At 67.9% G+C, this 13158-nt stretch carries 14 protein-coding genes; 4 read left to right on the top strand and 10 right to left on the bottom strand.

Annotated features, from left to right (window positions below):
• The first annotated feature begins 12 nt into the window (after positions 1-12).
• From DWQ67_RS04165 to DWQ67_RS04150, 4 genes are all read left to right on the top strand, one after another.
• Positions 13-1281 carry an HRDC domain-containing protein gene (locus DWQ67_RS04165; protein WP_121484343.1) on the top strand — a complete coding sequence of 423 codons (1269 nt, stop codon included), beginning with the start codon at positions 13-15 and terminating at the stop codon, positions 1279-1281.
• 264 nt (positions 1282-1545) lie between these two features.
• The gene (locus tag DWQ67_RS04160) at positions 1546-2781 is read left to right on the top strand and encodes a thiolase family protein (protein ID WP_121484342.1); all 1236 of its coding nucleotides are present in this window, start codon (positions 1546-1548) and stop codon (positions 2779-2781) included.
• A 1-nt stretch (position 2782) separates the two neighbouring features.
• The gene (locus DWQ67_RS04155; RefSeq protein WP_121484341.1) at positions 2783-4906 is read left to right on the top strand and encodes a 3-hydroxyacyl-CoA dehydrogenase NAD-binding domain-containing protein; all 2124 of its coding nucleotides are present in this window, start codon (positions 2783-2785) and stop codon (positions 4904-4906) included.
• Between the two features lie 241 nt (positions 4907-5147).
• Positions 5148-5669 (top strand): QcrA and Rieske domain-containing protein, encoded by a 522-nt coding sequence (locus tag DWQ67_RS04150; RefSeq protein ID WP_158595363.1) that lies wholly within the window; start codon positions 5148-5150, stop codon positions 5667-5669.
• A 67-nt stretch (positions 5670-5736) separates the two neighbouring features.
• Here the strand turns inward: DWQ67_RS04150 and DWQ67_RS04145 are convergent, their stop codons facing one another.
• The 10 genes from DWQ67_RS04145 to DWQ67_RS04100 form a co-directional block, all read right to left on the bottom strand.
• The gene (locus DWQ67_RS04145; RefSeq protein WP_147433615.1) at positions 5737-6246 is read right to left on the bottom strand and encodes a DUF3060 domain-containing protein; all 510 of its coding nucleotides are present in this window, start codon (positions 6244-6246) and stop codon (positions 5737-5739) included.
• 54 nt (positions 6247-6300) lie between these two features.
• On the bottom strand, positions 6301-6777 hold the full coding sequence (locus DWQ67_RS04140; protein WP_158595362.1) for a DUF3060 domain-containing protein: 477 nt from the start codon (positions 6775-6777) through the stop codon (positions 6301-6303).
• A 402-nt stretch (positions 6778-7179) separates the two neighbouring features.
• Complete coding sequence (prfB, locus tag DWQ67_RS04135; RefSeq protein ID WP_121484337.1) at positions 7180-8292, bottom strand: peptide chain release factor 2; 1113 nt, start codon at positions 8290-8292, stop codon at positions 7180-7182.
• A gap of 26 nt (positions 8293-8318) precedes the next feature.
• The gene (locus DWQ67_RS04130; protein ID WP_121484336.1) at positions 8319-8843 is read right to left on the bottom strand and encodes a hypothetical protein; all 525 of its coding nucleotides are present in this window, start codon (positions 8841-8843) and stop codon (positions 8319-8321) included.
• Position 8844: 1 nt separating this feature from the next.
• Positions 8845-9273 (bottom strand): hypothetical protein, encoded by a 429-nt coding sequence (locus DWQ67_RS04125; RefSeq protein ID WP_121484335.1) that lies wholly within the window; start codon positions 9271-9273, stop codon positions 8845-8847.
• Complete coding sequence (locus DWQ67_RS04120) at positions 9270-9701, bottom strand: TadE family protein (protein WP_121484334.1); 432 nt, start codon at positions 9699-9701, stop codon at positions 9270-9272. The genes DWQ67_RS04125 and DWQ67_RS04120 overlap by 4 nt, the downstream gene beginning before the upstream one ends.
• A complete protein-coding gene (locus DWQ67_RS04115) occupies positions 9701-9958 on the bottom strand; it encodes a hypothetical protein (protein ID WP_121484333.1) in 258 nt (85 codons plus the stop codon). Before DWQ67_RS04115 ends, DWQ67_RS04120 begins: the two co-directional genes overlap by 1 nt.
• A gap of 87 nt (positions 9959-10045) precedes the next feature.
• A complete protein-coding gene (locus tag DWQ67_RS04110) occupies positions 10046-10912 on the bottom strand; it encodes a type II secretion system F family protein (protein ID WP_121484332.1) in 867 nt (288 codons plus the stop codon).
• Positions 10909-11760: a type II secretion system F family protein gene (locus DWQ67_RS04105; protein ID WP_233555899.1), complete on the bottom strand. Its 852-nt coding sequence runs from the start codon at positions 11758-11760 to the stop codon at positions 10909-10911. The genes DWQ67_RS04110 and DWQ67_RS04105 overlap by 4 nt, the downstream gene beginning before the upstream one ends.
• Entirely contained in the window at positions 11757-12986 is a 1230-nt protein-coding gene (locus DWQ67_RS04100) for a CpaF family protein (RefSeq protein ID WP_121484331.1), read from the bottom strand. The genes DWQ67_RS04105 and DWQ67_RS04100 overlap by 4 nt, the downstream gene beginning before the upstream one ends.
• Positions 12987-13158 lie beyond the last annotated feature (172 nt).

Genomic DNA, 13158 nt, shown 5'->3' with positions numbered 1-13158 from the left:
AATCGGGTCATCATGACCGCTCTCCCCCTCGATCCTTCGGACCTTGCCTCAGGCCTCATCCCTGAACGCGACCCGGAGCAACTGCACCCGCTCACCGCCCCCTCAGACGGCGTCCCTCCCGTCATTGACACGCCCACCGCGCTGGAGGGTGCCGTCCGGGCCCTCGTTGCAGGCACCGGTCCGGTGGCCGTTGACGCCGAACGGGCCTCCGGGTTCCGCTACGGTCAGCGCGCGTTCCTGGTGCAGTTGCGCCGCGAGGGCTCCGGCACCATCCTGATTGATCCGGAGGCCTTTGAAGACCTCGCGGACATCAACGAGGCGCTGCGCGGGGTGGAGTGGATTCTGCATGCCGCGCACCAGGACCTTCCGTGCCTCCACGAGGTGGGGATGAGCCCCGATGCGCTCTTCGATACGGAGCTGGCCGCCCGGCTGGCCGGCCTGCCTCGCGTGGGTCTCGGGCCGGTCGTGGAGACCATGATGGGGCTCAAGCTGGCCAAGGAACACTCGGCCGCCGACTGGTCCACCCGCCCCCTTCCCCAGCCGTGGCTCAACTACGCCGCTCTTGACGTGGAGGTGCTGATCCCGCTGCGTGAGCTGATGGGCGCCCTGCTGCGCGGCCAGGGCAAGGAAGAGATTGCCCGCCAGGAGTTTGAGGCGGAGCGCACGGCGCCTGACCCGGCCCCCAAGAAGGATCGGTGGCGGCGCACCCACGGCCTGCACCAGCTGCGCAAGCCGGCCCAGCTGGCCGCGGTGCGGGAGTTGTGGATGGAGCGCGAGCACCTGGCGGAGGCCAAGGACCGCGCCCCTGGCCGCCTCTTGCCAGACACAGCTCTCATTGCCGCCGCCCGTGCCATGCCCCGCACAGTGCCCCAGCTCATCGCCACCTCAGGGTTTGTGGGGCGTTTTGCGTCCAAGGAGGCCCCCAGGTGGCTGGCGGCGTTGCAGCGCGCCCGCACCACAGAGGACCTGCCGCTGTTGCACGTCAAGAGCGACACCCCGCCGCCGCCGCGCGCGTGGGCGGAGCGCCACCCGGAGGCCGCCGCCCGCTATCAAACCGCCAAGGATCGCGTGGCCAGGGAGGCAGAGAAGCTGGGCATGCCGAGCGAGAACCTGATCACGCCGGCCATCCTCAAGCAGATCTGCTGGCGACCGCCGCAGACCGTGGACCTGAGCGGGATGAGCCAGGAGCTCTACCGCCTGGGAGCACGCACCTGGCAGGTGGAGCGCACGGCCGCCGTGCTCACCGTGGCCTTCCTTGACCCGGATCAGCTGCGGAAGTAGTGGCGGAAGAAGCGCCCGAGCAGCCGCGGAGGTAGCGCCAGCTTTCCGCGGCCAGCACGGCTCGCACTTTCGGGCACCCTGAGCTCCCTTTTTTGCCCCCGTTTTTGCCCCCGTTTTTGCCCCCGTTCGCCTCCGCGAACGGGGGCTTTTACGCTCAGGGCGCGTCCGGCTTGCACCGAAGTGTTACCGGTGAGTAGCGTATGTCGAGGATCACCTTTCCTGACATGCTGGTCGGGAACCCTCTATCACCTCCTGGGAGGCATTGTGTCGCCAGAACCCACTACCCACCGCAATCGCGCGGTCCGCGACGTCGTATTTGTTGACGGGGTCCGTACCCCGTTCGGCAAGGCCGGCGACAAGGGCATGTTTGCCTCCGTCCGCGCGGATGATCTCTCCGTGAAGACGGTGCGCGAGTTGCTGCGCCGCAACCCGGGCCTTGACCCGGCACGCATCGACGACGTCGCGATTGCCGCCACGAGCCAGACCGGCGACCAGGGCCTGACCCTTGGCCGCACCGTGGCCCTGCTGGCCGGCCTGCCCAACACCGTTCCCGGCTACGCCGTGGATCGCATGTGCGCAGGCGCCATGACCGCAGTCACCAGCCTGGCCGGCGCCATCGCGTTTGGCGCGGCGGACGTGGTCGTGGCCGGCGGCGTGGAGCACATGGGCCATCACCCGATGGGCTCCAATGTGGACCCCAACCCCCGTTTTGTCTCCGAGCGCCTGGTGGATCCCGCCGCGCTGAACATGGGCAACACCGCGGAGAACCTGCATGATCGCTACCCGGCCATCACCAAGGACCGCGCCGATCGCTACGCCGTGGCCAGCCAGGCCAAGGCCAGCGCAGCGTACGAACGCGGTGACATCCAGGACAACCTGGTAGAGGTCGCCGCTCGCGTCAAGGACGGCGGCTTTGCACTGCAGGGCACCGACGAGTCCCTGCGTCCGGGCACCTCCCTGGAGGACCTGGCGTCCCTGCGCACCCCGTTCCGCGCTCACGGGCGCGTCACGGCTGGTAACGCTTCAGGCCTGAACGACGGCGCGACGGCGGCCCTGCTGGCCTCCTCCGACGCCGCCGAGGAGTTGGGCCTGCCCGTGCGCATGCGCATGGTCTCCTTCGCCTACGCGGGTGTGGAGCCGCAGGTCATGGGCATTGGCCCGGTTCCGGCCACGGAGAAGGCGCTGAAGCAGGCCGGCCTAAGCATCGAGGACATCGATCTCTTTGAGGTCAACGAGGCCTTCGCCGTGCAGGTCCTGGCCTTCCTGGATCACTTCGGCATTGCCGAGGATGACTCCCGCGTGAACCAGTACGGCGGAGCCATTGCCATGGGTCACCCCCTGGCCTCCTCCGGCATCCGCCTCATGAACCAGCTGGCCCACCAGTTTGAGCGTCAGCCGGAGGTGCGCTATGGCCTCACGACCATGTGCATTGGCCTCGGCATGGGCGCAACCGTCATCTGGGAAAACCCGCACCACGCCAACTACGGAAAGGACGCTTGAGATGAACGACGCGTTTGCCCGCTTTGAGTCCCTCACTCACATCCTCCCGGACGAGGTCGTCACGCACTCGTTCGTGCAGGACATCAAGCTGCCTTCCGGCCAGGTCCTGGCGCTGATCACCCTGGACAACGGGCATGATCACACCCGCCCGGCCACCCTGGGCCCGGCGACCATGATTGAGTTTGGCCGCGCCATCGCCGAGCAGGGCGCCCGCGCCGCGTCCGGCCAGATCCAGGCGCTTGGCGTCACCGGGTCCGACTACGTCTTTGCGGCCGGCGCGGACCTGTCCGCCGTGTCCTCGCTGCGAGAGCCGGAGCAGGGCCGCGACATGGCCCGCCTTGGCCACGCCGTCTACGACCAGCTCGCAGACCTGGGCGTGCCCACGTTCTCCTTCATCAATGGCGTGGCGCTGGGCGGTGGCCTTGAGGTCACCCTGGCCTGCACCTACCGCACCGTCTCCACGGGTGCCAACGGGCTGGGCCTGCCGGAGGCCTTCATCGGCCTGGTCCCGGGCTGGGGCGGCGTCTACCGCCTGCCGCGCTTGGTGGGTCCCGAGGCCGCGCTGACGGTCATGATCGAGAACCCGCTGAGCAACAATCGCTCGCTGAACGGCGCCACCCTGGCCAAGTTTGGCGGCGCCGATGCCCTCTTTGAGCCCGCCGACTTCCTGGAGCAGTCCCTGCTCTGGGCGGACAAGGTGCTCCAGGGCACGGTGGAGGTCAAGCGTCCCTTTGCTGTGGATCCGCTGGATGAGGCGGTGGCCCAGCGCTGGGCCAAGGCAACTGCCAAGGCCCGCGCGCTGGTGGAGGCCAAGACCTCCGGAGCCGCCCCTGCCCCGCTGCGCGTGTTGGACGTCTTTGAGGCCAACCGCACGCTCTCCCAGCCGGAGGGCGCCGCTTTGGAGGTGGAGGCGCTCACCGAGCTGATGGGCACGCCGCAGTTCCACCACACGGTCTACGCGTTCCTTGACCTGGTGCAGAAGCGCGGCAAGCGCCCCGCAGGCGCGCCGGATAAGAAGCTGGCCCGCCCGGTCACCAAGGTGGGCGTGGTGGGTGCCGGCCTCATGGCCGCCCAGTTGGCGCTCGTCTTTGCCCAGAAGCTCAAGGTTCCCGTGGTCATGACGGACATGGACCAGGCGCGCGTGGACAAGGGTGTGTCCCACGCCCACTCTGAGATTGAGAAGCAGCTCTCCCGCGGCAAGCTCAGCCAGGACGCCGCCAACCGCACCAAGGCACTCATCACGGGCAGCGTGGACAAGTCCGTCTACGCGGACGCCGACTGGGTCATTGAGGCGGTCTTTGAGGAGATTGGCGTCAAGAAGGCCGTGTTTGCCGAGGTGGAGGCCATTGTCTCCCCCGAGTGCATCCTGGCCACCAACACCTCCTCGCTCTCCGTCACGGAGATGGCCGCTGACCTGAAGCACCCCGAGCGTCTGGTGGGCTTCCACTTCTTCAACCCGGTGGCGCACATGCCGCTGGTGGAGATTGTGCGTGGCCCCTCCACCACGGATGAGGTGCTCTCCACCGCGTTCGTGACGGCCAAGGGCCTGCGCAAGACCGCGGTTCTGGTCAAGGATGCTCCGGCCTTTGTGGTCAACCGCCTACTGCTGCGCCTCATGGGCGAGGTCCAGGCGGCGTTCGACGCCGGCACGCCGGCGGAGGTCGCGGATACCGCGTTGCGTCCCATGGGCCTGCCCATGTCGCCGTTCACGCTGGCCGCGATGGTGGGCCTGCCGGTGGCCCAGCACGTGTCCGGGACGCTGCACCACGCCTTCCCGGATCGCTTCCCGCTCTCCACCAACATCCAGAGCCTGATTGATCACAAGATCACCTCGCTCTGGGTCAAGGCTGAGGACGGCTCCGTCTCCATCCCGCAGTCCACCATGGACGTCATGAGCTTCGGGGACAGCCCCCTCACGGGCCCGGAGCTGTTGCGCCGCACGCAGGATGCGTTGGCGTTGGAGGCTCAGCTCATGCTGGATGAGGGCGTTGTTGCCGGGCCAGAGGACATTGACCTCTGCATGATCCTGGGCGCGGGCTTCCCCATGTTCATCGGCGGGCTCACGCCGTACCTGGACGCAGAGGGCGCCTCGGAGCGCGTGAACGGTCGCCGCTTCCACGGCTGATCCTCACCGTCCGGGAACACTCGGAACACACTGCCCAGCGGCGGTCGCCTGACTCAGGCGGCCGCCGTCGGCGTCTGCGGGATCTTGGGCAGCACAACGGCGCTGGCACGTGCCGGGCGGCTGCCGTGTGACTGCCGTGTGACTGCCGTGCAAAGAATCCGTTTTACCCAACCCAACATCCGCACCGAGTTTCCGCATCATGCTCAGCGCAATCACAGCGCCGAGGTGGAAAGATGACGGAATGAGCCACACCGAGACCTCTTCCCCTGCCTCTGCCTCTGCCTCTGCCGCCGCATCGAGGCCCGTGACGGAGGCCGGCTCCTGTTGTCGCAGCCGGCGCCAGATGCTGGGGCAGACCCTGCTTGGCGGCACCGTGGTTGCCGGCGCCGCGTTGGGCCTGGCCGCATGCGCCGCCCCCGCCGCGCCGGAGCAGGCCCCTGCCGCCCCAGACTCGGCGTCCGGCACGGGGCATGACGTGCTCGCGGCGTCGGAGCTGGCCGTGGGCGCGGAGGCGGCCGTGAGCATCAATAAGGCCAATGTGCTGCTCTACCGCCAGGACGAGACCACGGTGCTGGCGTACTCGGCGGTCTGCACGCACGCCGGGTGCCAGGTCGGCACGTCAGAGAACACGCAGTTCTTCTGTGACTGCCACTCATCCACCTTCAGCGCCAAGGACGGCTCCGTGGTGTCCGGCCCGGCGCCGCGCCCCTTGGAGCGCTACGCGGCCGCGATCGAAAAGGACCGGGTGATGGTCTACCTGTGATCCCGCCGTCGCGGGCAGCCGGTCGCTGTTCGCCTGTGGCCACAGGTTGGCAGTGGGACCGCCGGCCTCAGTCCGTGAGCGGATCTGAGGACACTGCGGAGCCGGAGCCTCGATCTTCCACGGCGGGCGGCGTCCCGGCGTAGGAGATCATGGTGCCGGTGCCGCTGATGGTGAGCCGCTTCAGCGAGCCCGCTGCCACGGCGACGCCGGTGCCCGTGACGTCAAGGGAACCGATCGAGTCCGCGATGACCAGGGCGCCTATGGCGCTCACGGTGAGCTTGTTGCACTCGCCCTTAATGCGCACCACTGCGCCGTCCTGACTCACCTGAGCCGCTCCACTCGAACAATCCACCGTGGTGCTCTTGGATGCGGCCAGGATCCCGGCCTGCTCCATGGCCTGGCCGGCCAAGTCTCCTGCCGCCGCGGTGCGCTGTGAGGAAGACGGCGCGGAGGCGGTCGGCGATCCGGAGGACACGGCCGGGGCCTCCTCATCAACCGTGCAGCCGGACAGCGAAGCCGCAACGAGTGCGAGCGCCGCGGCGACCGCGACTGGCCTCGCGAAGGCGGACGGGCTCAACAATTCACTCCCTCAACTGGCGGTGCGTGGTGTGGGTGGGCGAACCGGAGGGGTTCACTCCATGGCGCTCGTGGGCACCATCATGTTGTTCTTGCCGTTGTCCACGCGGGTGGGTAGCTCTCCCCCGTACAGGACAACGCCGCCGGTGCCGCGAAACTCCACCTTGCCTGCATCGCCTGCGGTGACCGTGACGCTATCTCCCGTCACAACGATGTGCTCCACTGCGCCTGTATGGACCACCGCGCCGTTGCCGGAGACCACCAGACGGGAGCAGTCCTCCGTCAGGGACACCACGGCGTGAGCCTGGCTGACGGTGGCGCTTCCCCCGGGGCAATCCACGGCCGCCGACGTGCCGCTCATGTACTCCGGGTCCACCGCGTTCTCAGAGGGCGCTGCGGCCTGGTTGGTGGTGGGCTTCTTGAGGGTGCCGTTGCCCGGCTGGCCGGTTTCCTTCTGAGGGGCGAGCGGTCCCACGGAGTCGCCGGGGATGGCGGAGGCGGTGGGGACCGGCTGAGCAGATTCTGATGTCACGGGGGCCCCTGAGGTGCTGGGAGTGGCGCTCTGGCTGGACGGCTGCGAGGAGGGCTTCGCAGAGGCGCTCGGTGTGGCGCCGGCCGAGCCGCTAGTGGGCTTGTTCACCGCAGCGGAGGAGGAATTGCTGGTGCCCTGAAGGTTGGCCTCAGGGCCGGACCCCGTTGCGTCGAGCCCACAGCCACTGAGGGTCGCCGTGGAGACGGCGGCCAACGCGCAGAGCGTCGCAGTTGCTAGACGTGGACGCATGAAGGCTCCTCTTGGACAGGGCGTTCCCGGCTGCCCACCGCAACCGGAGTGCCCGTTGGGGGGCACTCCTTCAGGTTACGGCGAAATGTCCTACCACGGGTGGATTACCGGAGCGCTCCGACCATGCTGGCAGGTCGCTCCCAGGGTGGGGCCTTAAGCGTCGTGGCGTGCGGTGGCGCGCCAGCGGATCCCTGCGTCCACAAAGCCGTCAATGTCCCCGTCCAGCACGGAACCGGCGTTGCCGACCTCGTGGTTGGTGCGCAGGTCCTTGACCATTTGGTACGGGTGCAGCACGTAGGAGCGCATCTGGTCTCCCCACGATGCCTTCACGTCCCCTGCCAGGGCCTTCTTCTCCGCGTTCTCCTGCTCCTTCTTGAGCAGCAGCAGGCGGGACTGCATCACGCGCATGGCGGCGGCGCGGTTCTGAATCTGGGACTTCTCGTTCTGCATGGACACCACAATCCCGGTGGGGATGTGGGTCAGGCGCACGGCGGAGTCGGTCGTGTTCACTGACTGACCGCCGGGGCCGGAGGAGCGGAACACGTCCACGCGCAGCTCGTTATCCGGGATGTCGATGTGATCCGTGGTCTCAATGAGCGGGATCACCTCAACCGCGGCGAAGGAGGTCTGGCGGCGCCCCTGGTTGTCAAAGGGGCTGATGCGCACCAGGCGGTGTGTGCCCGCCTCCACGGACATGGTGCCAAAGGCGTAGGGCTCGTTGATCTCGAACGTGGCGGACTTGAGGCCAGCCTCTTCCGCGTAGGAGGTGTCTCCCACCTTGGTCTTCCAGCCGCGGCGCTCGGCGTAGCGCAGGTACATGCGCATGAGCATCTCGGCGAAGTCCGCTGCGTCCACGCCGCCGGCGCCGGAGCGGATGGTGATGACTGCCTCGCGGGAGTCGTATTCGCCGTTGAGCAGCGTGACGACCTCCAGCTCGGAGAGCGTCTTGCTGATGGCGACCAGCTCTGATTCGGCCTCCGCGAGCGTGTCAGCGTCGCTTTCCTCGCCTGCCATCTCCACCAGGACCTCCAGGTCGTCAATACGACCACCGAGGTTGACGATGCGCTCCAGCTCGGACTGCTTGTGGGACAGCGCGGAGGTGACCTTCTGGGCCGCGTCCGGGTTGTCCCAGAGGTTGGGAACACCCGCCTCTTCGGAGAGGCGTTCGATGTCAGCCTTGATCCCCGCGACGTCGGAAACCGACTCGATGTCTGCCAGGGTGGAGCGCAATGCGCGGATCTCAGCGCCAAAATCAGTAGAAGCCATAGTGGAGCCAGTCTAGGCCACATCTCCTAACGGCTCAGCCCCGCACGCGCGTTGGACTCGGCCTGGACGTTGAGCGCGGGCGCCAAGGCGCCACCCGTCAGAGGCACGTCCACGCGGGCGCCCAGCGTGACCTGCACCGTCACGCCGTCGTCCGCTACCGACACTGAGCGGATGGTGAGGCCGGGGAACTGTTGCTCCGCTCCGACCTGGCGAAGGTAATCCTCCACCGCGGCGCGGGCGGCGGCCGGGGTGACCACCAGCGCGCCTGCGGTCTCGGTCTGTGGGCCGCCCCGCCCGCGCGGAGGATGCTCCTGTTCTCCGGCGGCCGCGACCGTGAAGCTCCCGGCGGCGGACTCTGCGGCGGAGTCTGTCAGCCCCAGCAACTTGCGGTGGGAGGTGGTGACATAGCTGGCCGAGGCCGTCACCGCCACCACGCCGATCAGAATCACCAGCAGCCCCAACACCAGGATGGTGATCCGTCCACGATCCTTGTCCCTGGCGCGCAACCGGCCCCTGACCCCACCCCAGATGCTGCCGTCGCGGCGACCCATCTCAGCCGTACCTCGGGGTCAGGCTGGTGCTGCTGGAGCGCACCTGCGCCACTGTGGTGCTGCCCGCCGGCATCAGCGGCAACCCCACGCTGACGTGCACCGTGGCTGTGACCCTTGCGCCGGGTTCAGAGCAACCGGGCGAGCACCCGAGATCCACCCGGATCGAGTCCGTGGGGAGCGCGTACCCCTCCGCCGTTTCCTGCACCGCACGCTGAGCGCGGCGCTCCCCCGTCGCCCTGTCCGGGGCGGAGGCATGGATGCGCGCCACATCCTCGGAGAGCGTCACCGAGGCCAGCGAGGCGGATTGCAGGGAGGCCAAGGTGATCAACAGGTACACCAACGGCACCATCAACAACACGGCGAGTCCCACGAACTCCACCAGCACGGAGCCCTCTTCGCCGCGGCCCCGGCACCGCGTCGCGCGGATCATGAATACCTCGTGGCGGTGGCCTGCGCGGTGTAGCTCAGGGGGCCGTAAAAGATGGCGAAGAGCGGCACCCGGACCTCTACCTCGAGTTGGATCCGGCTTGATCCATCTGCTTCGCCGGTCGTCGGAGTCTCACGCACCGTCACTCCCGCCAGGGCCGACTTTCCGAGGGAGCCGGTGAGGAGTTCTTCGGCACGCCGCTGGCCGTCCTCCCCGCTTCGGTCGGCGAGCGCGGCGTAGCGGGCCCCGTGAACGGCTGCATCATGCGCCATGTTTCTGGCGTGCAGGAATCCGGCCAGCTGCAGCGTGCCGAGGAAGAGCATCATCAGGAGCGCCGTGATGAAGACAAACTCAGCGACGGCGGAGCCCCGTTCGTCCGCGGGCGCGACCCTGCGGGCCGTGCGCGTGAGCCGAGCGGGCGGGTGGTTCATTACTTGTCCATCCCGCCGACCTTCTTGATCGCGTTGTCGAACATGTCAACGAGCGCGTCTCCGGCCACGGCGTAGACCGCGGCAACGAGCAAGGCGGACATCAGGGTGACCATGACCCACCCCGGTACGTCTCCGCGTTCCGAGCGCAGCTGTAGGCGCCGGGTGAGGCGGAGCATGACGAGTGCGAGGCACGCGGAGAGACCTTGAGTCGCGGAGCTGGACGCCTCTCGGAGTCGGCGAAGGGATGAGGTGCGCATGATGGGCCTTTCGTTGGGCTGTTCGGTGGGCTGGTCGGTGGATTGTTCGGTGGAAGTCAGGTGCTTGCGGGTCGGGCTCGGGGCGGGCTACATGTTGAGGGTCAGGAGGGCGAGCCCTGGGAACACGGCGAACAGGACTGAGAGCGGGAGGACCCCGAAAACTACTGGCGCCATCATGGCTATCTCGCGCTTGCCTGCGCTCTCCATCAGGTCCCTGCGGGCGCTTTCGCGGGCATCTGCCGCCTGGTCTCTGAGCACCGCTGCCAGCGGGGTTCCCCGTTCGGTTGCCACGAGGATGGCGTCGACACACTTGGTGAGGGCAGGGATCTGGGCCTGGTTCGCCAGGTCGGCGAGCGCGAGTCCTAGCGGCACGCCTGCCCGGACCCTGGCCAGCGCGGCCTGAACGTCGTCCCGCAACGGCGCGTTCACTCCCTCGGCGGCGCGCGCCAGCGCCGGCCCCACGCCGTCGCCCGCTGCGACACCCAGCGCCAGGAGCTCAGCCAGGAGGGGGAACTGCGCCGCTAACACCAGCCTTCTGTGCTTGATGGCCGCGCTGAGTCGGTGTTGGCGCCACCAGATCACGGCCACTGCGACGGCGGCGACGACCACGAGTGCCGCCAGGGGGCTGACCTCTCGTTGGGTGGAGACTGCGGTGAGCACTGCCACCGCGCAACCGACTCCCCCCACAACACTGAGCAACGTCACGGAGCGGTAGTGGCTGGCTATCCCGGGCCGGCCGGCCAGTCGCAGCCGTGCCTGCAGCTCGCGCTCGGCCTCCGGTCCAAGGGGTAGGAGGGTAGACCAGGTTCGGGTGGGCCGCTGGGGTGCTCCGAGTTGAGGGGCAATGCGCGCGGCAAGGGTGCGGCGGCGCCCGCCCAGCAGCTGGGATCCCACGAGGTAGAGCCCGCCTCCCACACCCAGGCCAAGGATGAGCGCGAGGGCAAGGGTGCTCATCTTGCTGCCCGTTCGGGGTCAGGGAGCCGGGCGATGCGCACCATCAGGGCGTAGGAGCCGGCGGCCGCGACGAGGCCGATCAGGATGATGGCGATGCCACCCGGGCCGTTGTAGGCCTGCGCCACTTGGGGCTGCAGGCACAGAATCAGCAGAATCAGCCACGGGGCGGTCACGGCGAGGCGCGCGCCGTTGATGGTCCAGGATTGGCGTGCCTCCAATTCTCCTCGCGTGTGGATGTCACTGCGCAGGAAGGTGGAGAGGGTCCCCAGCATCTCGCCCACATCCGCGCCGCCCACCTCTCTGGTCAGCCTGACCGCGGCGATGATGCGATCGGCGACGGGATCATCTAGTCGGTTCTGCAATCTGAGAAGTGAGTCGTCAACAGCCCTGCCGGAGCGGAGGTCCGCCTCGTACTCCAGGAACGGCTGCCGCAGTGTCTCGGGGCCGCGCCGGCCCACCTGAGCCAGGGCCTCGCTGAGTGGGAGCCCCGCCCTGACCGCCGAACGGAGCTGGTCCACCACGTCCGGCCACGAACCTCGGTGGGCTCTCTGCCGCTTGGCCGCAGCGGGGCCAAGCATCCACAGGGGAAACAGTCCAGCAAAGCAGGCAAAGACTAGGGCGACCGGTGCGGCGCTCGTGAGGAGGAAGACCACGGCCCCCGCCAGGACAAAGCAGAGCAGGCAGAGCAGAACCCAGGTAGCGCAGGAGGTGCTCCCCTTGCCCGCGGCGTCAAGGCGGCGCCGCAGGTACCCGCCCGCCGACGTAGCTGGCGCGGAGGTGGTGGGAAATCCGGAGAACCAGATCAGCATCAGCCCTACGCCCAGGCCCATGCCGGCCAGCACGCTCACGCCGCACTCCCCAGCAGGGGGCGGATCTCTATCCCTGCCCGTCGAAACTTGGGGTGCTCCGGGTCTGCCTCTCCGCGCAGGCGCAGGCCGGCGCCCTCGTCCACAAAGATGCGAGAGAGCTCAATGGTCCCGCCCTCGTTGGCGCTGCCCACCAGCGCAATCTCGCGGACGGATCTGCGCCCGTCTCCTGCCTTGACGCAATGGACCACCAGGTCAAGCGAGGCCGCCACGGTAGGCACCACAAAGTCCGCACCAATGTTGTTTCCCGCCAGGAGGGGAAGGGTGCACATCTTCGAGAGTGCCTCGCGTGCGCCGTTGGCGTGAATGGTGCACATCCCTGGCAAACCCGCATTTAACGCCAAGAGAAGATCGAGACTCTCCGCCTCCCTCACCTCACCGACCACGATGCGATCCGGGCGCATCCTGAGTGCCTCCTTCACCAACCGGCGAAGCCCAATCTCCCCCGCACCATCCAAGTTGGCTGGCCTGCATTGCAACGCAGCCACGTCTCGCAGGGGTGGTGTGAGTTCAAAGACCTCTTCCGCGGTGACGAGGCGTTCACGCGCGCCAATCGCCGCCGTCAAGCAGTTCAGCAGAGTGGTTTTCCCGGCCTGCGTGGCCCCACTGACAAGGATATTGAGGCCGGCGGTCACCGCGGCCTGGAGATACCGTGCGGCTGGGACGCTGAGGCTGCCGGAGTCCACCAGGTGATCAAGGCGTTGGGCCCTGGCCACAAACTTGCGGATGTTCACGAACCACTCGCCGCGCGTCACGTCCGGGATTGCCACGTGCAGGCGGGAACCATCGGCGAGCGCGGCGTCAACAAAGGGCGAGGAGAGGTCTAGTCGGCGATTGGTGGGAGCCAGCATCCGTTCCACCAGCGTGCGCACCTCATCGTGGGAGAGGCGCAGCGAGGTCAGCTCGCTCACTCCCCCGCGCGCAATGAAGACGCGCTCCGCGCCGTTGAGCCAGATCTCCTCCACGCCTGGGTCATCCATGAACGGCTGCAAGGGCCCTAACCCCGTCAGCGCGTCCATGACAGCGCGGCCGGCTGTTTCCAAGTCCCCCAGGCGTGGCAGGTCCTCACTCAGGGAGCGCAGGTCGTAGTCCTGGACCGCGCCCGTCACTAGGGCATGAATCCGCTCGTGATCGCGGCCCGGGTGCAGTCCGTCACGGATGACCGCCGCCCGCACTTCCCCCTCGACCCACTTCACCGCATCGCTCATGTCATCCCCCCACGGATGTGACTCCCCCTGTGAAACACATCTCAGATGGCTCAACTTACTCACTGACACTGTTAGAGATCAATGGGCAGGTGCAACTTGTGGATAACCCCGAACCATCCACAGCAGTCCACAGCCCTTTCCTCCCTCACAGCCGCGCCCCTCCTACGATGCG

Origin of the sequence: Galactobacter caseinivorans (genome assembly GCF_003640665.1) — a bacterium.
In the GTDB taxonomy this organism is placed as follows: Bacteria; Actinomycetota; Actinomycetes; order Actinomycetales; family Micrococcaceae; genus Galactobacter; species Galactobacter caseinivorans.
The sequence above is the reverse complement of the archived record's forward strand: the minus strand, read 5'-3'. Positions and strand labels throughout refer to the sequence as shown.

Bases quoted from the DNA above. Each gene is read 5' to 3' on its own strand.
- prfB (WP_121484337.1), bottom strand. From the start codon at position 8,292: ATGGCTTCTACTGATTTTGGCGCTGAGATCCGCGCATTGCGCTCCACC.
- DWQ67_RS04110 (WP_121484332.1), bottom strand. From the start codon at position 10,912: ATGAGCACCCTTGCCCTCGCGCTCATCCTTGGCCTGGGTGTGGGAGGC.
- DWQ67_RS04150 (WP_158595363.1), top strand. From the start codon at position 5,148: ATGAGCCACACCGAGACCTCTTCCCCTGCCTCTGCCTCTGCCTCTGCC.
- DWQ67_RS04155 (WP_121484341.1), top strand. From the start codon at position 2,783: ATGAACGACGCGTTTGCCCGCTTTGAGTCCCTCACTCACATCCTCCCG.
- DWQ67_RS04130 (WP_121484336.1), bottom strand. From the start codon at position 8,843: ATGGGTCGCCGCGACGGCAGCATCTGGGGTGGGGTCAGGGGCCGGTTG.
- DWQ67_RS04120 (WP_121484334.1), bottom strand. From the start codon at position 9,701: ATGAACCACCCGCCCGCTCGGCTCACGCGCACGGCCCGCAGGGTCGCG.
- DWQ67_RS04115 (WP_121484333.1), bottom strand. From the start codon at position 9,958: ATGCGCACCTCATCCCTTCGCCGACTCCGAGAGGCGTCCAGCTCCGCG.
- DWQ67_RS04125 (WP_121484335.1), bottom strand. From the start codon at position 9,273: ATGATCCGCGCGACGCGGTGCCGGGGCCGCGGCGAAGAGGGCTCCGTG.
- DWQ67_RS04100 (WP_121484331.1), bottom strand. From the start codon at position 12,986: ATGAGCGATGCGGTGAAGTGGGTCGAGGGGGAAGTGCGGGCGGCGGTC.
- DWQ67_RS04165 (WP_121484343.1), top strand. From the start codon at position 13: ATGACCGCTCTCCCCCTCGATCCTTCGGACCTTGCCTCAGGCCTCATC.